The organism is Idiomarina sp. UBA3162 (assembly GCF_002364475.1).
GTDB lineage: Bacteria > Pseudomonadota > Gammaproteobacteria > Enterobacterales > Alteromonadaceae > Idiomarina.
This window is the reverse complement of sequence record NZ_DEYI01000089.1, coordinates 1-18,730: the sequence shown is the minus strand read 5'-3', so window position 1 is coordinate 18,730 and position 18,730 is coordinate 1. Positions and strand designations below refer to the sequence as shown.

The following is an 18,730-nucleotide window of genomic DNA, read 5'->3' as shown; positions in this document are numbered from 1 at the left end:
CTGCACGTATCCGCGAGAAGCTGTAAGCAGCATTCGATGCAGAAAAAGCCCGGCAATTCAGTTGCCGGGCTTTTTTTTGTTTGTGCTAGACTGACTCCATGCAAGCATCGATTCAAATATTAAAAGCAGCTTTAGAAGAACTGCTTAATAAACAGTCACGTTGGACCGAGTACGAGTTAATCCAAGCGCTCAAAGCCGAGCCTTACGTCATTTTTGACGAGCAAGCACTATCGGACACTCAGGCACTATTCGAAACGCACTTCATTCTGTTTCACTGCCTGTATCTTATCCGTGAAGAATGGCATAAGCATACGGAACTTGAAATTTATACGCTTGAAATAAAGGCAACGCCGCGCACAACGGATCTAGACAACGCAGCACATGTGAATGCGCTGCAAGCGCAAGACCCGCTAGCGAACTATTACTTAGATTGGTCCAACTTTACTGAGACAACACAGCAGGATGTGGAACAACTTTTAAATGATTTTTGGTCTCGTATGACTGGCTCGACGCGTAAGCGTCAAAGCATGGCACTTGATGAAGCTTGGCAACAGCTTGAGCTGGCGCCCACTTCGGATATGGGCGAAGTCAAACGTCAGTATCGCAAGCGGGTACATCAATGTCATCCTGATAAAGGGGGGTCAGTGAGCGAGATGCAAGCAATACAGGTCGCATACCAGCGTATTACCAAGTCGTAGCCGGGGAAGTGAGAAACGCGCATGAATAACGATGCCAAGCAGCAATTAGAGCAATTACGTCAAGCGATTGATAACACCGACGCTCAACTGATCGAGTTAATAAAGCAACGCTCTGAATTAACTAAGCAAGTGGGAGATGTCAAACGTCACCTTCAAGCACCGCTCTATGTTCCGGAACGTGAACAGCAGATGATTTCTGCGCGGCGTCAGCAAGCTGAGCAGATGGAACTCAGCCCCGATCTAATCGAGGATGTATTGCGCCGTATTATTCGTGAGTCCTACCGTACGCAAACCGCGCAAGCGACACCGACTTCGTGTGCCCTAGAACGCCCGGTCATTATCGTCGGTGGACGCGGCCGTTTGGGCGGGCTTTTTTGTCGTCTGTTTAAACAAACCGGTTATGCGGTTGAAGTGATCGATAAAGGGGATGCGTTGCATGATATTGCTCAGTATGAACCGCAACTGGTTATTATCGCTGTTCCGGTGAACGTAACCAACCAAGTTATCAGTGAACTTCCTCCGCTGCCGAATGACTGTGTCTTGGCGGATCTGACAAGTATTAAGCATCAACCTCTGCAGCATATGTTAGCACGACATGAGGGACCTGTGGTTGGGTTGCATCCGATGTTTGGCCCGTCAGTGCCTAACCTTGCTAAACAATTGGTGGTCGCTTGTGAAGGGCGCGGTGCAGAAGCCTATCAGTGGCTTATCGCACAACTCACGAATTGGGGCGCGCACGTCGAGTGGGTTAACGCAGAAGCGCATGACAGCAGCATGGGCTGGATTCAGGTGATGCGTCATTTGAGTACCTTCGTTTATGGTGCGCACATGGCAGAGGAACAAGCGGATATCGCGCAACTGCTACAATTGAGCTCACCCATCTATCGAATGGAGCTCATGATGGTTGGACGTCTATTTGCTCAAAATGCCGAGCTATATGCTGATATCATTCAGTCTCATCCAGAGCAGTTCAGTATCATTAAGCGTTATTTAGCACGCTTTCAAAGCACCTTGGAGATATTGGAACGGGGTGATAAAGCAAACTTCGTCGAAACCTTCCAGCATGTGAATCGGTATTTTGGCGAGTTTGCAGAACAATTTCTGCAAGAGAGTGAAGCGCTCGTCCAGTTATCGGATGACCAGCGCTTTAGAGGGACTACTACCGGCTAACTTGATATTGACTCATAAGTTCGGCTAGCGCGTCTGGAGAAGCGGGTTTATGCAACGTCGCATCCATCCCTGCTTCTCGGCAAGCTTCCATTTCGGTCGCACTTTGGTGACTGGTAATGGCAATAATTGGCGTTTCGGCGTAACGAGACTCCGCACGAAGACGACGCGCCACCTCATCACCGTTCATGTCAGGCATTTCGTAGTCGATAAAGAAAATATCAATCGCATTGTGCTGTGCGACTTGCAGCGCCTGTTCACCATTTTCTGCATGATAAAGATTTTCCGCATACTGCGTAAGCATCGCTTTCAGTACTTCTGTGCTGATAAAGTCATCATCAGCGATTAAGATATTCATGTTTTACGTCCTTATGATACTACCGTTCTTTAGCGTTTCGTTTTACCCTAGCACTGAACGTTAGATTTGCCTAGTCAGGAGATGAACTGTGAACGAGAAGTATCAGCGCATAAAAGTCTGGGATAGCTTCATCCGTATTTATCATTGGTTAATGGTCGCGGCGGTTGCTGGGCTGTGGTGGACCGGTGAAGAAGGACGAATGGATCTGCATCAGGATATTGCGATTGCCCTTGCAGCTCTATTAATCACCCGTGTTGGGTGGGGTTTTTTCGGTAGTGAAAACGTTCGTTTTAGCGCGTTTGTCACCTCACCCAAACGGGTTCTGAGTCATTTAGGTGCGCTATTTAGCAAACGCTATGAGTCAGGCAATACACATAGCCCAGCAGGTGCTTATTCGGTTTTACTATTGTTGCTGATATTGATGATTCAAATAGGCACCGGACTTTTTGCGACTGACGGAATCCTGTTTTCCGGTCCACTCAATGACTGGGTATCGTCTGATGTAGCGGACTTTTTGACCGACTGGCATAAAACGCAATTTAACGTCATTTTGGGGTTGGTAGCATTACATATTTTGGCGATTTTACTTTATCGCATACTCGGCTATCGGCTGCTGGCAGCCATGATTACCGGGTATCGATACACGGCTAGTCAAGTGCCGAGACTAAAATCGGGTTGGCAAGGCTTGGTAATCGCGCTTGCGGTTTGGTTTATCTTGGTGATGCTGTTTTAACAGCATCACCCGTAACAACTTAATCTTTATATTGGTCGTGGCAGCCTTTACAGTTTTTCGCCGCGGCCATAAATGCAGGCTTAATCTCATCCATCGAGCCCGAAGCAGCTGCGTCAACGAGGCTATCCGCGTCGGTAATGAGCTGATTTGCGCGTGATTCAAAATCTTCCCAATTATCCCAAATAGCCGGTAATGCGTCGGTGTCATCACCTGGCATCGCACCTTCAACAGCAAAGCCGTCCCACGGGATGTGAGTAAGACGCGCGAAGTCACTCGCTCGGTTACTAAATACGGCAGCGTCATATGGCTCTTCACCTTTTACCATAGCAGCCATCGCTGCAAAGTTATCGCGCATAATTGATAAAGCACTTTGGCGATATTTAACGGCGGACTCGGCGTCGTTAAATGCGTGCTTGTCAGCATGTGCAAATGAAGACATGCCTATGCACATCACGCCTGCTAAAACAGTTGAAATGGTTGTCGCTTTCATTTTTAAGTTCCTTTGCGCTAGATTATTTAACGATAATATTGCACATTCTATCTTTTATGTCTTGTTGCTAGTGTTACATACGTTTTACTTTACACTCAGAGTTTAACTCTTTACACGAAAAAATAATAACCAGTGGGGAACAACCATGAATGCGAAGCACCAGCTGAGCGCGTTGGCTTTGGCGGTTACGAGCGTTTTCGCAACGTCCGTGAATGCCGATCAAACGACACGCGTCAATGGCATGCGCGACAATACACCATCGCTCGTTGCTATTCAGAATGCCACCATTACCACGGAGCCTGGGCAATCTATTGTTAATGCGACCTTAGTAATCAATAACGGTAAGATCGTTTCTGTCGCTAAGAACGGTAAAGTACCAGCGGGCGCAAAAGTGATTGATGGTACGGGATATCATATCTATCCAGGCTTCATCGATGCTTACACCGATTATGGTGTTGAACAAGCTGCTCAACCGGATTGGTCTGAAACGCCCATCTATAACAACCACCGTGAAGGTGGCAATGCGGCAAACGACGCCATTCATGCCCAGCAGCATTGGTATACAGCGTTCGAAAACACGCCCGATGCGGCTAAAAAATGGATTGCTAGCGGCTTCACTAGCGTTCAGACGGCACGTCTAGACGGTATCTTACAAGGCTACGGAACCGCTGTTTCGCTCGCTGATAAAATCGCCAACGAGACGATTTATCAGCCCACGACACGTCAGTTCGGCTCATTTGATAAGGGGACGTCGCAACAACAATATCCCACATCATTAATGGGCAGCATTGCATTGGTTCGCCAAACGCTCTCGGACGCACAATGGTACGAAAATGCATACGGTAAAGAAGCATACAACGGTCCTGTTGAATTTAATGCTGCGCTTGATGCACTCAAAAACATCGAGCAAACCGGTATCGTATTTAAAGTCGAAGATGAAAAATCGCTGCTACGTGCTGATAAGGTATTTGACCAATTCGACGTACCTGCGATCTACTTGGCTTCAGGCTACGAATATGCACGTTTAGAACAAGTGAAGGCAACGGATGCTGAGCTGATTGTGCCGGTCAACTTCCCCGCTGCGCCAGACGTTTCGGGCGTGGATGCATACCTCGATGTGGATCTCGCAAAACTTCGCCACTGGGAACGCGCACCTGCTAACCCCGGTATGCTCGCCAACGCAGGCGTTGACTTTGCATTGACGTTATACGGTTTAGATAAGGCCGATCAATTTTGGCCTAATGTAAAGAAAGCCATGGAAAACGGCTTAACCGAACGCCAAGCCTTAGCCGCACTGACGACCATCCCTGCCAAAATCGCGGGAATCGAGGATAAAGCAGGTAAGCTGCAACAAGGCTACATGGCCGACTTTGTTATGGCTAAAGGTGATTTGTTCAAAGACGGCGTGATCCAGTCGGTTTGGACACAAGGTCAAGAAATTGATTTGATTCCTCGTGAACAAGTGGATTTTGCGGGTGAATATACGACTGACTGGTCAGGTAACTCGTTAACGCTGAGCGTGACGGCACAACCAAGCTTCTCGGGCGACGTTACGTTAGGCGATCAGAGTAGTAAGTTACGTCATCTTGATTCCGGCATTGATCAACTATCTTTTGTGGCTGATCTGGATGTCGCCGGTGAGTCAGGTACGTGGCGCTTTAAGTTGATGCAGACAGCGCAGAATGCAGCTGAGTTAGTGGCTGTGGCGCCAAGCGGTAGCGAACAACGGTTAGCGTTGAACTATCAAGCAACGAACAAAGATGAACAGGCCGCAGAACAAGCAGAGCCGACGTTCGTCAGCGAATTAACGTTCCCGAACGTTGCCTATGGGCAAAAAGGCCTACCAGCGCGTGAAGATGTATTAATTAAAAATGCAACTGTCTGGACCGCAACCGATCAAGGCATATTAGAAAATACCGATGTGTTGGTTCGTGACGGCAACTTTGCTGCAATCGGCAAAAACCTCAGCACGCCAAGTGGTGTTCGTGAAATCGATGGCACTGGTATGCATCTAACCCCGGGTATCATTGACGAACATTCGCACATTGCCATCGACCAAGGGGTGAACGAAGGTTCAGAAGCAGTGACTTCAGAAGTACGCATTGGTGATGTGATAAATTCTGATGATATTCATATTTATCGTTCGCTTGCTGGTGGTACCACGATGGCACAGCTACTACACGGCTCTGCTAACCCGATTGGTGGTCAAGCGCAAGTAATTAAATTGCGTTGGGGCGCCACAGGTGATGTGATGAAGTTTGACGCAGCACCCGCCTCTATCAAGTTCGCTTTGGGTGAAAACGTGAAGCAGAGCAACTGGGGCGATGATATGACGATTCGTTATCCGCAAACACGGATGGGCGTTGAAACTATCATTCGCGATGGCTTCCAAGCCGCACTGGAATACCAAGAGCGTAAACGTGAATACGATCGCTTGAGTGCTGCGGAGAAACGTAAAGCCGCACCGCCACGTCCTGATTACCGTTTAGATGCACTGATTGAAATCATGAATTCTGAGCGTTTTGTTCACGCGCATTCCTACGTGGCATCGGAGATTTTGATGCTGATGCAGGTCGCCGAGGACTTTGGCTTTACCTTAGATACCTTCACTCATATTCTCGAAGGCTACAAGGTGGCTGATGAAATGGCCGCGCATGGGGCGTCAGGTTCGACCTTTGCTGACTGGTGGGCATACAAGTTTGAGGTTTATGATGCGATTCCACAAAACGCGTGCTTAATGCATGATCGTGGTGTACTTACCAGCATCAATTCGGATAGTGAAGACCTGCAACGTCGATTGAATACCGAGGCGGCCAAGTCGGTGCGTTATTGTGGAATGGAACCGCACGAAGCGCTTAAAATGATCACCATTAATCCAGCGAAGCAGCTCAAGGTCGATCAGTACGTGGGCAGTATCGAGAAAGGTAAAGATGCGGACTTTGTGCTTTGGAATCACTACCCATTGAGCAGCTACGCGCAGGCGCAACAGACTTGGATTAACGGTCGTAAGTTCTTTGACCGTGAACTTGATAAACAACGTCAAGCCCAAGTTAAACAAGAGAAACAAGCGCTTATTCAGAAAGTGCTTGCAGCAGGCGATGCCGCGAAGCAAGGCGAACAAGACGCCTATAAAAAAGAGCAACCCGAGTGGCACTGCGAAACTCAGCATGACTTTTGGCTCGATCATTTCGCTGCCAAGTCGCATAGCCATGGAGGACATTAATCATGAAATTACTTAATAAAGCACTGACCGCAGCTTTGCTGAGCGCATGCGCAGTGACGCAATCGGTGGCGCACGACGAGGTGCCAGGTAAGAAACAAGCACAGCCCATCGTGCTACAGAACGGTACTTTACACACGGTGACTAAAGGCGTTTTAAGTCAAACCGACTTATTATTTGCTGATGGTAAAATCGTCGCAATCGGTCAAGATCTAGCGGTGCCCGCTGACGCGCAGGCTATCGATATCAGCGGTCAACATGTCTACCCCGGCGTAATTGCGATGGACACGACATTAGGTTTGAACGAGATCGAGGCGGTGCGCGCTACTCGTGATGCTGATGAAGTCGGTGATGTTACACCGGAAGTGGCAGGGCATATTGCTTTTAACGCTGACTCAGAAGTGATCCCGACGGTTCGCTACAATGGGGTGGCGTACGCGCAAGTGGTACCCGAAGGAGGCATGGTGAGTGGGCAATCATCTCTCATGCAGCTCGATGGTTGGAACTGGCAAGATGCGTTAGTCACAGCAGAAGAGGGCGTACACATTAATTGGCCGCGCACTTATGTGGTGGATACATGGTGGGAGCGCCGTTCAGCTGAAGAGCAACGTAAAGCCAATGCTGAAGCCTTACAAAAGCTTAAGCAAGTATTTGCTGACGCAAAAGCCTATTATGATGCTAAGCGTGCGGGTCGAGATATTCCTGAGGACCAGCGTTGGGAAGCAATGATGGGATTGTTTGACGACAGCAAACGTTTATATGTGCATGCACAAGATAAACGTCAGCTCGAGCAAGCCATTGAAGTCAGCCAAAGCTATGGTTTTGATCTCGTCTTAGTGGGTGCCTACGATGCGTGGCGCATCGCGGACAAACTGGCTGAATTACAAATCCCGGTTGTTTTCGGTTCACCATTTGGTTTGCCGATGCGTGAAGACGATGGCTACGACCAAGCATTTTCTACCCCCGCTCGTCTTGCCGAAGCTGGGGTAAACTTTGCGATTGCGTATCCAGGTTACTGGGATGTTCGTAATTTGCCGTTTGCAGCAGGTAATGCCGTTGCCTATGGCTTAGATGCTCAGCAAGCACTCAAGGCGATTACACTTAAACCTGCTGAGTTTATGGGCGTTGCCGATAAGCTGGGTTCACTCGAAGAAGGTAAGCAGGCATCGATTGTTGTTTCGAAAGGGGATTTACTTGATCCGATGGGACAATCGTTGACGCACATGTTTATCAATGGCCGTGCGGTGAGCTTAGAAAGTCGTCACACTGAACTGTATAACAAGTATCAGCAAAAGCCGGCTCGTAGCGAATAATCCATGGACATTATTCCGAATAAAAAGCCACTTTCCGAAGTGGCTTTTTTATTGGTCTAATAAATTAATTAATAGTTTTTTGAGCGTTGCGGGCTCAAATGGTTTGTCTGTCAACGCGTCGACACCGCTCTGTTTAATCGTTGTTACTTGTAATTCATTGGCTTGAGCGGTAACCATTAAAATGGGCGTGTGTGCATGAGAAGGATCCTGACGCACATGTTGAGCAAACTCACTGCCACTCATTTCTGGCATATTAAAGTCAGTAACAATAAGATCAAAAGATTGTTGGTTAAGAACATCAATGGCAGCGAGGCCATTATTCGACTCAACAACATGTTCAACACCCATGTTCTCGAATACACGACGCAGCGCGTGGAGAGAGGTAACACTGTCGTCTACTAGTAAAACGCGCAAGTCTTCTACATCAAATAAGTTAAGCTCAACTGACTCCGGCTCAATTAAATCCACTGTGGCTTTAATGGCGCGCTCTAATTGTTGACTCGAAAACGGTTTAGGGAGAATAGCGACAATACCGGCTTGTTTAAATTGTTCCAACTGATCGGGTCGATGTTCACTCGATACCAACATAAAATGCACTGTATCTTCTAAGTTCGACTCTTGAATATAATCGATGAGTTGATGCGCAGTCCCATCTTCAAAATACATTGCACTGGTAACAATATCGGGTTGCCACTCACGGATTAACGTTTTTGCCTCTGCAATCGTTGATGCACCGCGCGTTTCGGTTAATTGTGCTTGACCTAAGTGGTGTTTTATAACTTTTCTTTGTACGTCAGAGGGTTCGACCAGCAAAATACGAAGTTCGTTAATTGACAGTGACATATTTATTTTGAATGGGTGTTTTTAAAAAGAGTATTTGATTTACTCGGCAAACTCAATTAAAAAACGTTATGCTAGGAGCAATAATAATTAAAAAAGGGGAAGTTATGAGCGTCACTCGCGAGTTTTCAGCGGATCAAAAGCAGTTAATCATTTCCATCAAAGGAAAGTTTGATTTTAGCTTGGTCCAAGAGTTTAGGCAGGCCTACAGCCATATTGGCGACAGTGAGCCTCTGGTTATTATTGACTTACGTGAAACCGAATATCTTGATAGCTCAGCATTAGGCATGTTGTTAAACATGAGGAAATCGCTAGGTAGCACCGTTAAAGGGATTCACCTGATTAACGCGCGTCCTGAAGTAAAACGTATCCTCGATATCTCTCGTTTCGAAAAAATGTTTACCATTGCCTAATGAAAATTCTGGTAGTCGACGATCAAAAAGCCAATCAGATCATGCTGACGGGGTTACTGGAATCGTTTGGGCATGAAGTAGTCTGTGCGAGCAACGGTCGTGAGGCGCTAAATGTTTTCCAGCAGGTTCAGCCGCAATTGATACTGCTTGACGTAATGATGCCAGAAATGGATGGCTTTGAGACGGCTCCGCGACTCAAAGCCATGTCGGGCAATATCCACTTACCGATTATTTTTCTTACCGCTCTAGATTCGCAAGAGACATTATTGGAGTGTTTAAAAGTCGGCGGCGATGACTTTCTAAGCATCCCCTTTGAGCCCGTAATACTGCAAGCCAAAGTCAATGCGCATGCACGAGTCCGCGAATTAAGTTATTCGTTGGTACAAAAAAACAGGACGCTCGCTTGGCATTCTGCTCGTATGGAGCGCGAGCAGAATGTGGTGCAGCATATGTTAGAGAATGCGCTCGCCGAAAATCAGTTGCAGCAGCCCTTCGTAAAAAGCTATCTGCGCCCAACGAGTAACTTTAATGGGGATGTTTGCCTCGGGCGGGTGGGTCCCTTCGGTAATTATTATTTATTCTTGGGTGATTTCACGGGTCATGGTCTTGCGCCTGCTACAGGTGCTTTACCCGTCGCTCAGGCGTTTTTTAGCATGGCTGAGCGTGGCTTATCTGTCGGTGACATGGTGACTGAGTTTAATAGTCGACTCTATAAAGTACTGCCAGATGACATGTTTTGTGCTGCACTGGTGGTCGAAATGTCCGCGAATGGCGATAGAATTAGTTGTTGGAGTGGGGGCGTGCCCGATGCATTGCTGCTCGATACGCGAGGGCAACTCGAGCAGCGTATTAAACCCCAGCATATGGCACTCGGGATCCTTCCACGCGCGCAATTTAACAGTCAGTTAGAGCATTATTTTGTCACGCCCGGACAGCGCTTGGTGATGTTCAGTGATGGCGTAGTGGAGGCGTGTAATCATCAAGGTGAAATGATTGGTGAAGAGCGGTTCGCCGACTGGGTCACCGAAATGCTTGATTCAGAGTGTTCGGAAGCACAGTTTCGCGCCATTGTGGAGCGCATTGATAATTTTACTGGTGATACACCACTGAATGATGATTTGTCGCTGCTATGCTTGAAATGCCAAGCAACAGGGCTAGAACCTCAGGCAAAGCCGCAGAATGAGTATAATCTTCCGTTTGAGCTGCGCGTTGTGTTAACAGAGCACGATATTCGCAATCGTGATCCTATGCAACGCATGGTCGACTCGCTGGCTAAACTCGATGCATTGCAGCCGCATAAAACCTCGTTGTACTTGCTGTTTGCCGAGAGTTTCAATAATCTCTTAGAGCACTCTGTGCTTGATATGCAGTCTGAGCTTAAACAGCAAGAGAGTTTTGAGCGTTATTACGAGGAACGGCAATCGCGTATTGAGCAGTTACAAGGGCTGGAAATCTACTTTGATATTGATTATCACCCGACCTCACAGCAACTATCATTCACGCTATCGTCAAATACTGAACACCGATTCGATGGGCAGCATGCGGGCCATTCTACTAACGACTCAGAGGATACCTTTGGTCGTGGGATTAACCTCATCAAGCAGGTGGCCGATGAGGTCGAGTGGCGCGATGGCGGATCGCTACTGTATGTCAGTTATTCGCTCAGCCGCCCGCTCGCTTGACGCGATAACCTTGGTCACTGAGCCACTTTTCGATGATGTCACGTTGATCGCCTTGTAGCTCGATAACATAATCTTTAACCGAACCGCCTACACCGCATTGCTGTTTAAGCTTTTTAGCGACTTGTTTGAGTTCATCATGCGGTAGTGTAAGCCCTTTGACTAACGTAACCCCTTTTCCTTTACGTCCTTTGGTCTCTCGTTGTAAACGCACAATTCCATCGCCTGCGGGAATATCCTCGGGTTCAGGTTCAGGATCGATGCGTCCTTGGTCGGTGCTGTATACCATCTGCGAGAGTGTGTCTTTCCAGTCTGACATGCCGAGTTACCACTTTTTCTTCGGTTGAAATAGTTCTTCAAGTTCGTCGCTTTTACGTTTGCGCGCATCATTACTGTTGGCATCACGGAGTTCGCTGGTTATTTGCTCTAGAGATGCCTGAATTTGCTCATGGCGTCGCTGCGTGTATTCGTCACTGTATGTATGCTCATCGATAGTGCGTAACGCTTTTTCGTAATACTGCCGCGCTGAACCAAGCATATTACTATTGTATGCGTTTTCGCCCCGTTTGATTAAAGTCTCGATGCTAATTTTAAGTTGCAACTTTTGTAAGCGCTGATCTTCCGTATTGTATACCTGTGTGTCAACACGACCTTTGGCATGCTCGCTACGAATGGCACTACGTAAGCGTTTGAGCGCGTTAATCATGGCAATAATTTGTTTATCATTATGCGGCAACTCGAAGTCTTCAGAAATGAGCGAGGTATCGTTTACGTCGAGGCCTTTTAAACGCGTTTCGTACTCATGTATACGATCTTTAAGCGCCTCTGAAGGCATGACATCGTTCATGTTGATTAATAAATCTTTAGCGCGCGCGTTAAGTAGCGCATAAACCGATTTGCCAATCGGAAAGTAGCCGGTAATGTTGATTAGGTCTTCAACCTGATCAAGCACTGCACGAAACTTAGCGTAACGTTGTCTGCGTTCTAAATTTTGTTTCTGTCGATATTGCTGCACGGCGCTGATCATAATGGCCATCAGCACGAGTAACACAATCAGCGATATTATTATTGTATAAACCATAATTTGAGTCTGTCGCTACTATCTAAAAGGTTAGGGTAGGTATAGCGTAAAACGGCTACCACCTAACGAGCTAGAATTCTCCAATTTAATATATCCATGCTGCCCCTTGTATTTATGCGCTTCCGCTATCAATCGGGCAAAATAGAGTCCGAGTCCAGTGCGGCTGCCTTCCATGTCTAAGTAGCGCGGCTGCAGGTCATTTAGCGCGAGTAATGAATCTGGATATCCAGGGCCGTTATCCTCTATCGTAATGGAACACCCACGATCTGCAACACGTTTGGCTTTTATAATAAGCTTATCGGCGGTGTAGCGCATAGCATTAATGAATACATCGTTTAAAACTTGTGTGATTAATGCTCTATCGCCGACGAAAAAGATATCATCGGCGATGTCAGCCGTAAGCGTTATAGACCTACTGTCGCTGTAAAACCGATTGTTCATCACCAACTCTTCAACCACCTCATCCAAATACGTTTTCTCACTTTCGATTTGCAATGAATCCTGTTGTCGGTACAGTGCAAGTAGTTGTACAAGGTTCGTATTAATGCGCTGTGCTTCGTAATGCATTTGCGCCAATTCGCCCTGAGTTTTGGTGTCGGTGACTTTACCCGCGGCGTCCTCGAGCTGTTGTACAAGTAAACCCAAAGAATTTTTCATGTCGTGCACGGACACAGCGAGTAATGTGGAAAAATCAATGGACGGTTTGGACATGCGTTCCTCTATCGATTATTGCAGAATGCGTTTGGCATAGGATTCAAATTTAATATATGATTTTTTCATATTAAACGGCAGCAAATAAGGTCTGCTTATATGAAATTACAGCAATTACGTTACATTGTCGAAGTACTGAATCATAATTTGAATGTTTCTTCTACTGCTGAGAGTTTGTTTACCTCCCAGCCAGGCATTAGTAAGCAGGTTCGTATGCTCGAGGATGAACTCGGTGTACAAATATTTGGTCGTACCGGTAAACATCTTACCCATGTTACGCCCGCTGGACAGGAAGTCATTCATATCGCGCAACAGGTGCTTGAGCAGGTGCAGGCGATAAAAGCAGTTGCCGCTGAGCATACACAACCTGATTGCGGTAAACTCAATATTGCAACCACTCACACGCAAGCGCGATACGCACTGCCGCGTGTTATTAAAAGGTTCATTGAGCAATATCCAAAAGTCTCGTTACACATGCATCAAGGGTCGCCGTCACAAATCAGTGAGGCCGCCGCCAAAGGTAAAGCCGACTTTGCTATTGCTACCGAAGCGTTACATCTTTACCAAGACCTTATTATGTTGCCTTGTTATCATTGGAACCGGTCGATTATCGTGCCAAAAGACCATGCGCTGGCGCAGGTGGATAAGCTCTCTATTCATGATATCGCTCAACATCCAATCGTTACCTACGTGCACGGGTTTACTGGACGCTCCGAGCTCGACAAAGCCTTTAACGCTGCTGGTGAAGAACCACAGATCGTATTTACTGCGACAGATGCTGATGTCATCAAGACCTACGTACGCATGGGAATAGGCATTGGTGTAGTAGCGACAATGGCGTACGATGCCGAGGAAGATACCGATCTGGTTGCCTTACCCGCAGCACACTTGTTTGACCCCAGCACGACCAAGATAGGCTTTCGTCGTGGTTCGTTCTTAAGAACTTATATGTTTGACTTCATTGAGAACTTTGCGCCGCATTTGACCAAATCGAGGGTTGAGGAAGCAATGCAGTTACGCAGTCACGAGGAAATTGAGAAGTTATTTTCAGATATCGAGTTACCGACTTTATAAGCCGGTAACTCGATATCCAGCGCGGTTAGCACTCGATGATGTTGACCGCTAAGCCACCGCGGGCCGTTTCTTTATACTTAGTTTTCATATCGTTGCCGGTTTCCCACATCGTCTTGATGACTTTATCAAGCGAGACCTTGTGATCACCGGTACCGCGCATGGCAAGTCGAGCAGCATTGATTGCTTTAATGGCGCCCATCGCATTGCGTTCAATACAAGGAACCTGCACTAGCCCACCGACAGGGTCGCAGGTAAGACCTAAGTTATGTTCCATGCCAATTTCAGCGGCATTTTCGACGGTTAGGGCAGAGCCCCCCATGTATTCAGCAAGACCTGCGGCAGCCATTGAACAGGCAACACCGACTTCACCTTGGCAACCGACTTCTGCGCCCGATATCGAAGCATTTTTCTTGTATAAAATGCCAATTGCAGCAGAGGTTAATAAGAATCGTACGACAGAATCTTCGTCTAAAGTTTCGATGAACTTATCGGCATAACTCATTACTGCCGGAACGATACCCGCAGCGCCATTGGTCGGGGCTGTTACAATACGACCACCTGCCGCATTTTCCTCGTTTACCGCCAGCGCAAATAGATCTACCCAATCCATAAACTGCATGGGTTCGGTTGATTTCTCTTTTTTCAAACGTTGATACAAACAAGAGGCCCGACGTCTCACTTTTAAGCCGCCTGGTAGAATACCCTCGGTGTTAATACCGTTCTCGATGCTTTGTTGCATCGTGCGCCAAATTTTCATTAGACCCGAACGAATCTCGTCTTCTGTTCTAAATACTTTCTCATTGGCCATCATCAGCGAGCTGATGCGCATACCGGTATCTTTAGTATGTTGAAGTAATTCAGCCGCAGTGTCGAACGGGTAGGGGATTGGCTTATCCGACTGCTCAATCGCCTCTTCAAGCGTCTCGTCAAAGTCTTCGTCACGTACGATGAACCCGCCACCGATCGAGTAGTAAAGATCTTTGTAAATAACCTCACCTTGTTTGAGGAGTCTGAGCTCCATTGCATTCGCATGCTTAGGCATGGTTTTACGACGATGGAAAACGATGGCGCCTTCTTTTGGAAAGTCGACTTCTTTCTCTTTCAGTAGCACCAGCTTTTCCGTATCTCGGGTCTGTGCGAGAAAATTTTCGACATTATCGGTATCCACAGTCTCGGGCAGCTCACCTGCTAAGCCTAAGATGACGGCTTTACCTGTACCATGGCCTTTACCGGTTTGGCCTAACGAGCCAAATAGCTCAACTTCAATACCGTCAGCGTCAGTAAGAACGCCTTTTTCCTTGGCTGCTTCTAAAAAATAATAGGCAGCTTTCATCGGCCCTACCGTGTGAGAGCTCGATGGACCGATTCCTATTTTATAGATATCAAAAACACTGATCATACATCTGACCCATTGGTTAATTCGAGAAATTGCATCTATTGTCGCATGCTTGCCACCCGGTCTGGCAAGTAAAATTGCGGAATAATATAGAAATGAGAAGTATAGCCCACCTCGGGCATTTAATCGCTAATTGAGTGGACTTACCTGTTGTTTAAGTTCGGGCTGCAAATGTTCAGCAAGTTCACGCAAAATACCGGCTGTGGCGCCCCAAATATTGCGATGCTGCCATGGAATAAAGTAGACACGGTCGTAGATAAACTTACGAATGCGATAGGCGTAATGATTATAGGGATCGAGGACATCGGCTAAGGGCACCTCAAATATTTCGGCGACTTCACTGGGTTGACGACTGAGCTCATGTTGAATGCGAGCAAAGCCGATAAAAGGTCGAATATTGTAATAGCTTAATACGGGGTAGTCCTGTAGCCGACCTATCACCTCAATATCATTTCGACTCAAACCGATTTCTTCTTCAGTCTCACGTAACGCTGTTTCCAATAAATGACGGTCGGATGAATCGAAGCGTCCTCCTGGGAAACTGATTTGTCCCGCATGTTTACGTAGGGTCTTGGCGCGTTGGGTGAGTAATAGCGATAAACCGTGCGGGCGTTCAACGAGCAAAATCATCACAGCGGCAGGGCGCAGCTTTTGTTTCAGTACGTTATCCACACGGCGCTCAATGTTGGGCGATGGTTGTAAGTTAAAGCGTCGTAAAAATTCGTTACGGGTTTTAATCATCAGACGACTCCAACACCGGTAAAATACGCGCGACCTTATCAAAGGTTTCTTGATACTCTTCGCGTCCATCGGAATCATAAACTAAACCGCCGCCCGCCCAACAGTGCAGCGCGCCGCGTTCGGCAATCAAAGTGCGTATAGTAATGCTACTATCACTGTTACCAGTAATACAGACATATCCCATAGAACCGCAATAGGCGTTACGGCGGTTGGGCTCAAGCTCCTCAATGATCTCCATTGCTCGCACTTTAGGTGCCCCGGTAATTGAGCCGCCTGGGAAAGCGCCGCCCCACAATAAAAAGGTATCACTGTGCGGTTTTAATTGGCCCACAATCGTAGAAACTAAGTGATGCACCGCTGGAAAGCTCTCGATGGCAAATAACTTGGGTACCTTAACGGAGTTGGGCAGACAGTGCTTACTCAAGTCATTCCGCAATAAATCAACAATCATCAGATTTTCTGCTCGATCTTTCTCAGCATTGATAAGCGCAGTGCGATTAGCTTCATCTTGTTGTGCTGATGCGCTGCGTGGTCGTGTACCTTTGATGGGTTTGGTCTCGACTTGCCCTTGCGCAGAGACCGAAATAAACCGTTCAGGCGATACACTCAGGATGGCGCTTGACGGTAAACGCATAAATGCGCTGAACGGTGCTCGATTACTCTCTCGTAACCTTAGATATGCCAACCACTCAGAGCCTTGATAGCGAGCACTGAACCGTTGGGCGAGATTAATTTGATAGCAGTCTCCCGCCGCTAAATACGCTTTCACTGCGTCAAATCGCGCGAGATAATTCTCGGCAGACATATTACTCTGCCAACTTTCGGTGAGTTTGAACGGTGGGGGCGTATGCGTTGCTTCAGCCAACCATTCTGTCCGTTGTTCGGCAAACTCGGTTGTCGGGGCGAGTAAAAAGACGCGCCTTTGCTGTTTATCAATGATCAGTGCATTAACGTAGACACCAAATATCGCGTCGTCAGTCGCGTACTCAGCGGTATTTAACTCCGGTAGTCGCTCTAACTGACGCCCTAAGTCGTAACCCATTAAACCGGCAAGGCCACCACAAAACGGTAGCGTTTGGGTATCCCCATCGATGTGTAATTGCTCGCTTAACTGCTGATGAACGTCGCTTGCAGCGTCGATAAATGAGGTCGCTGAGCTCCTGATCTGTAACGTTGTCGCGTCATTGACTCGATTCAACGTGGTTGTTTGGCCTCGGGCTGATAAAACGTACTCAGGTTGCTTTAATAAAATATGATAACGGCTATTGGGATGTTCGAAGGCTGCCGAGTCCAACCAAAGACTGTAATGATGCGCTTCAATAGTAGCGAAGCGTTGTTGAACCCATAGATCCCAAGCCTGGACGCTCGTAGATTTAGCTGGAATCCCGTGTTCGGTTAGTTCGCGAAGTGTCAGTTGCACGGTGTCGTCTACCCCAAAAGTTTACGGCTCATACGTGTGTTGGTCGCAGTATACCATAGCCATTCAGCCAATCGTCTCTAGTCATCAGGATTTGAAAACGCTATTATGAGCAGCACAATTCTGCCGCGCTACATGCCTGTTTGCGGCGATATTAATATCATAGCTAAGCTGAGGTGCAGTGAATGGCCATCATTCGTCAAAGTGATTTTATCGACAGTATTGCAGACTCATTGCAGTACATTTCTTACTACCATCCTATCGACTTTATTCAAGCGCTCGATGAAGCGTATCAGCGTGAGAAGAGTGAGGCCGCGAAAAACGCGATTGCGCAAGTGTTGACGAACTCGCGTATGTCTGCGCAAGGACACCGTCCGATTTGCCAAGACACGGGGATCGTGACCTGCTTTGTCAAAGTGGGTATGGGCGTTCAGTGGGATAAAACGGATATGACGGTGCAACAGATGGTGGATGAGGGCACGCGTCGCGCTTACACGAATCCTGAAAATCCGTTACGCGCATCCATCGTTGCCGATCCGGCCGGCACGCGCAAAAACACTGGCGACAACACACCCGCCGTAGTGCACTTAGATATGGTGCCAGGCGATAAAGTCGAAGTGATGATTGCAGCGAAGGGGGGCGGTTCAGAAAATAAATCAAAAATGGCGATGCTGAACCCAAGTGATTCGATTGCTGACTGGGTTGTTGAAACCTTACCGAAACTGGGTGCAGGTTGGTGTCCACCAGGCATGCTTGGCATTGGCGTCGGCGGTACTGCGGAAAAATCAGCCGTGCTGGCAAAAGAATCCTTAATGGATCCCGTTGATATTCACGAGCTCATTGAGCGGGGCCCTCAGAATGCCGAAGAAGAGTTGCGCCTAGAGATTTTTAACCGTGTCAACGCGCTGGGTATTGGTGCACAGGGTTTAGGCGGCGTAACGACGGTATTGGATGTGAAAATTAAGTCACTGCCAACTCACGCAGCGTCAAAACCCGTCACATTAATTCCTAACTGTGCTGCCACACGTCATGCTCACTTTACCCTTGATGGATCGGGTCCTGCGGACTTAACACCGCCGAAATTAGAAGACTGGCCGCAAGTGACCTTTGAACTGGGCGATGATGCGCGCCGTGTGAATTTGGACGAGGTCACAAAAGAAGACATCCAAGAGTGGAAAATGGGCGAGACGGTATTACTGTCGGGTAAACTCTTGACCGGACGTGATGCAGCCCATAAGCGCATTAAAGAGATGCTTGCTAATGGCGAAGAACTGCCTGTCGACTTTAACAACCGCTTTATCTATTACGTCGGTCCCGTTGACCCCGTTGGTGAAGAGGTTGTCGGTCCGGCGGGTCCCACAACATCAACTCGAATGGATAAGTTTACCGATATGATGCT

At 47.5% G+C, this 18,730-nt stretch carries 18 protein-coding genes; 9 read left to right on the top strand and 9 right to left on the bottom strand.

Features of this window, described 5'->3' with window-relative positions; all coding sequences use genetic code 11:
* The first annotated feature begins 98 nt into the window (after positions 1 to 98).
* Together B2X00_RS10905 and tyrA are read left to right on the top strand one after the other, a co-directional pair.
* Positions 99 to 698: a DNA-J related domain-containing protein gene (locus B2X00_RS10905; protein ID WP_290487577.1), complete on the top strand. Its 600-nt coding sequence runs from the start codon at positions 99 to 101 to the stop codon at positions 696 to 698.
* A gap of 21 nt (positions 699 to 719) precedes the next feature.
* A complete protein-coding gene (gene tyrA / locus B2X00_RS10900; RefSeq protein WP_290487576.1) occupies positions 720 to 1,868 on the top strand; it encodes a bifunctional chorismate mutase/prephenate dehydrogenase in 1,149 nt (382 codons plus the stop codon).
* Here the strand turns inward: tyrA and B2X00_RS10895 are convergent.
* Positions 1,858 to 2,223 carry a response regulator gene (locus B2X00_RS10895; RefSeq protein WP_290487575.1) on the bottom strand — a complete coding sequence of 122 codons (366 nt, stop codon included), beginning with the start codon at positions 2,221 to 2,223 and terminating at the stop codon, positions 1,858 to 1,860. The two genes, tyrA and B2X00_RS10895, sit on opposite strands and share 11 nt — an antisense overlap.
* Before the next feature lie 88 nt (positions 2,224 to 2,311).
* On the opposite strand from B2X00_RS10895, the gene B2X00_RS10890 reads away from it, so the two are divergent.
* Positions 2,312 to 2,956, top strand: coding sequence for a cytochrome b/b6 domain-containing protein (locus B2X00_RS10890; RefSeq protein WP_290487574.1), 645 nt, complete (start codon positions 2,312 to 2,314; stop codon positions 2,954 to 2,956).
* Positions 2,957 to 2,975: 19 nt separating this feature from the next.
* On the opposite strand, the gene B2X00_RS10885 is transcribed toward B2X00_RS10890, so the two are convergent.
* Positions 2,976 to 3,446, bottom strand: coding sequence for a c-type cytochrome (locus tag B2X00_RS10885; protein WP_290487573.1), 471 nt, complete (start codon positions 3,444 to 3,446; stop codon positions 2,976 to 2,978).
* 145 nt (positions 3,447 to 3,591) lie between these two features.
* Between B2X00_RS10885 and B2X00_RS10880 the strand changes: the two genes are divergently transcribed.
* Together B2X00_RS10880 and B2X00_RS10875 are read left to right on the top strand one after the other, a co-directional pair.
* Positions 3,592 to 6,669 (top strand): amidohydrolase family protein, encoded by a 3,078-nt coding sequence (locus tag B2X00_RS10880; protein ID WP_290487572.1) that lies wholly within the window; start codon positions 3,592 to 3,594, stop codon positions 6,667 to 6,669.
* Positions 6,670 to 6,671: 2 nt separating this feature from the next.
* Entirely contained in the window at positions 6,672 to 7,979 is a 1,308-nt protein-coding gene (locus B2X00_RS10875) for an amidohydrolase family protein (protein ID WP_290487571.1), read from the top strand.
* A 48-nt stretch (positions 7,980 to 8,027) separates the two neighbouring features.
* On the opposite strand, the gene B2X00_RS10870 is transcribed toward B2X00_RS10875, so the two are convergent.
* Complete coding sequence (locus B2X00_RS10870; RefSeq protein WP_290487570.1) at positions 8,028 to 8,822, bottom strand: response regulator; 795 nt, start codon at positions 8,820 to 8,822, stop codon at positions 8,028 to 8,030.
* 104 nt (positions 8,823 to 8,926) lie between these two features.
* Between B2X00_RS10870 and B2X00_RS10865 the strand changes: the two genes are divergently transcribed.
* Together B2X00_RS10865 and B2X00_RS10860 are read left to right on the top strand one after the other, a co-directional pair.
* Positions 8,927 to 9,232, top strand: coding sequence for an STAS domain-containing protein (locus tag B2X00_RS10865; protein ID WP_071462394.1), 306 nt, complete (start codon positions 8,927 to 8,929; stop codon positions 9,230 to 9,232).
* Positions 9,232 to 10,914 carry a PP2C family protein-serine/threonine phosphatase gene (locus B2X00_RS10860; RefSeq protein ID WP_290487569.1) on the top strand — a complete coding sequence of 561 codons (1,683 nt, stop codon included), beginning with the start codon at positions 9,232 to 9,234 and terminating at the stop codon, positions 10,912 to 10,914. The genes B2X00_RS10865 and B2X00_RS10860 overlap by 1 nt, the downstream gene beginning before the upstream one ends.
* On the opposite strand, the gene yciH is transcribed toward B2X00_RS10860, so the two are convergent.
* The 3 genes from yciH to B2X00_RS10845 are packed head-to-tail and all read right to left on the bottom strand — an operon-like array spanning position 10,895 to position 12,703.
* Positions 10,895 to 11,230, bottom strand: a complete 336-nt coding sequence (gene yciH, locus B2X00_RS10855) for a stress response translation initiation inhibitor YciH (RefSeq protein ID WP_290487568.1) — start codon at positions 11,228 to 11,230, stop codon at positions 10,895 to 10,897. The genes B2X00_RS10860 and yciH overlap by 20 nt on opposite strands.
* 6 nt (positions 11,231 to 11,236) lie before the next feature.
* The gene (locus B2X00_RS10850; protein WP_290487567.1) at positions 11,237 to 11,992 is read right to left on the bottom strand and encodes a hypothetical protein; all 756 of its coding nucleotides are present in this window, start codon (positions 11,990 to 11,992) and stop codon (positions 11,237 to 11,239) included.
* 30 nt (positions 11,993 to 12,022) lie between these two features.
* Positions 12,023 to 12,703 carry a sensor histidine kinase gene (locus B2X00_RS10845; protein ID WP_290487566.1) on the bottom strand — a complete coding sequence of 227 codons (681 nt, stop codon included), beginning with the start codon at positions 12,701 to 12,703 and terminating at the stop codon, positions 12,023 to 12,025.
* A 99-nt stretch (positions 12,704 to 12,802) separates the two neighbouring features.
* Between B2X00_RS10845 and cysB the strand changes: the two genes are divergently transcribed.
* Positions 12,803 to 13,777 (top strand): HTH-type transcriptional regulator CysB, encoded by a 975-nt coding sequence (gene cysB, locus B2X00_RS10840; protein ID WP_290487565.1) that lies wholly within the window; start codon positions 12,803 to 12,805, stop codon positions 13,775 to 13,777.
* Positions 13,778 to 13,802: 25 nt separating this feature from the next.
* Here cysB and B2X00_RS10835 read toward each other — a convergent pair whose 3' ends face one another.
* The 3 genes from B2X00_RS10835 to pabB all read right to left on the bottom strand — a co-directional run bounded on the left by B2X00_RS10835 (position 13,803) and on the right by pabB (position 17,334).
* Positions 13,803 to 15,176, bottom strand: coding sequence for an L-serine ammonia-lyase (locus tag B2X00_RS10835; protein WP_290487564.1), 1,374 nt, complete (start codon positions 15,174 to 15,176; stop codon positions 13,803 to 13,805).
* Between the two features lie 126 nt (positions 15,177 to 15,302).
* Entirely contained in the window at positions 15,303 to 15,914 is a 612-nt protein-coding gene (locus B2X00_RS10830) for a CoA pyrophosphatase (RefSeq protein WP_290487563.1), read from the bottom strand.
* Positions 15,907 to 17,334 carry an aminodeoxychorismate synthase component I gene (gene pabB, locus B2X00_RS10825; protein ID WP_290487562.1) on the bottom strand — a complete coding sequence of 476 codons (1,428 nt, stop codon included), beginning with the start codon at positions 17,332 to 17,334 and terminating at the stop codon, positions 15,907 to 15,909. Before pabB ends, B2X00_RS10830 begins: the two co-directional genes overlap by 8 nt.
* Positions 17,335 to 17,516: 182 nt before the next feature.
* On the opposite strand from pabB, the gene B2X00_RS10820 reads away from it, so the two are divergent.
* The coding region (locus B2X00_RS10820; protein ID WP_290487561.1) for a fumarate hydratase at positions 17,517 to 18,730 on the top strand (1,214 nt) is incomplete at its 3' end.

Coding starts and splice junctions, on each gene's coding strand:
- cysB (WP_290487565.1), top strand. CDS start 12,803: ATGAAATTACAGCAATTACGTTACATTGTCGAAGTACTGAATCATAAT.
- B2X00_RS10830 (WP_290487563.1), bottom strand. CDS start 15,914: ATGATTAAAACCCGTAACGAATTTTTACGACGCTTTAACTTACAACCA.
- B2X00_RS10875 (WP_290487571.1), top strand. CDS start 6,672: ATGAAATTACTTAATAAAGCACTGACCGCAGCTTTGCTGAGCGCATGC.
- B2X00_RS10880 (WP_290487572.1), top strand. CDS start 3,592: ATGAATGCGAAGCACCAGCTGAGCGCGTTGGCTTTGGCGGTTACGAGC.
- tyrA (WP_290487576.1), top strand. CDS start 720: ATGAATAACGATGCCAAGCAGCAATTAGAGCAATTACGTCAAGCGATT.
- B2X00_RS10845 (WP_290487566.1), bottom strand. CDS start 12,703: ATGTCCAAACCGTCCATTGATTTTTCCACATTACTCGCTGTGTCCGTG.
- B2X00_RS10860 (WP_290487569.1), top strand. CDS start 9,232: ATGAAAATTCTGGTAGTCGACGATCAAAAAGCCAATCAGATCATGCTG.
- B2X00_RS10865 (WP_071462394.1), top strand. CDS start 8,927: ATGAGCGTCACTCGCGAGTTTTCAGCGGATCAAAAGCAGTTAATCATT.
- B2X00_RS10905 (WP_290487577.1), top strand. CDS start 99: ATGCAAGCATCGATTCAAATATTAAAAGCAGCTTTAGAAGAACTGCTT.
- B2X00_RS10885 (WP_290487573.1), bottom strand. CDS start 3,446: ATGAAAGCGACAACCATTTCAACTGTTTTAGCAGGCGTGATGTGCATA.
- B2X00_RS10835 (WP_290487564.1), bottom strand. CDS start 15,176: ATGATCAGTGTTTTTGATATCTATAAAATAGGAATCGGTCCATCGAGC.
- B2X00_RS10850 (WP_290487567.1), bottom strand. CDS start 11,992: ATGGTTTATACAATAATAATATCGCTGATTGTGTTACTCGTGCTGATG.
- B2X00_RS10895 (WP_290487575.1), bottom strand. CDS start 2,223: ATGAATATCTTAATCGCTGATGATGACTTTATCAGCACAGAAGTACTG.
- B2X00_RS10870 (WP_290487570.1), bottom strand. CDS start 8,822: ATGTCACTGTCAATTAACGAACTTCGTATTTTGCTGGTCGAACCCTCT.
- yciH (WP_290487568.1), bottom strand. CDS start 11,230: ATGTCAGACTGGAAAGACACACTCTCGCAGATGGTATACAGCACCGAC.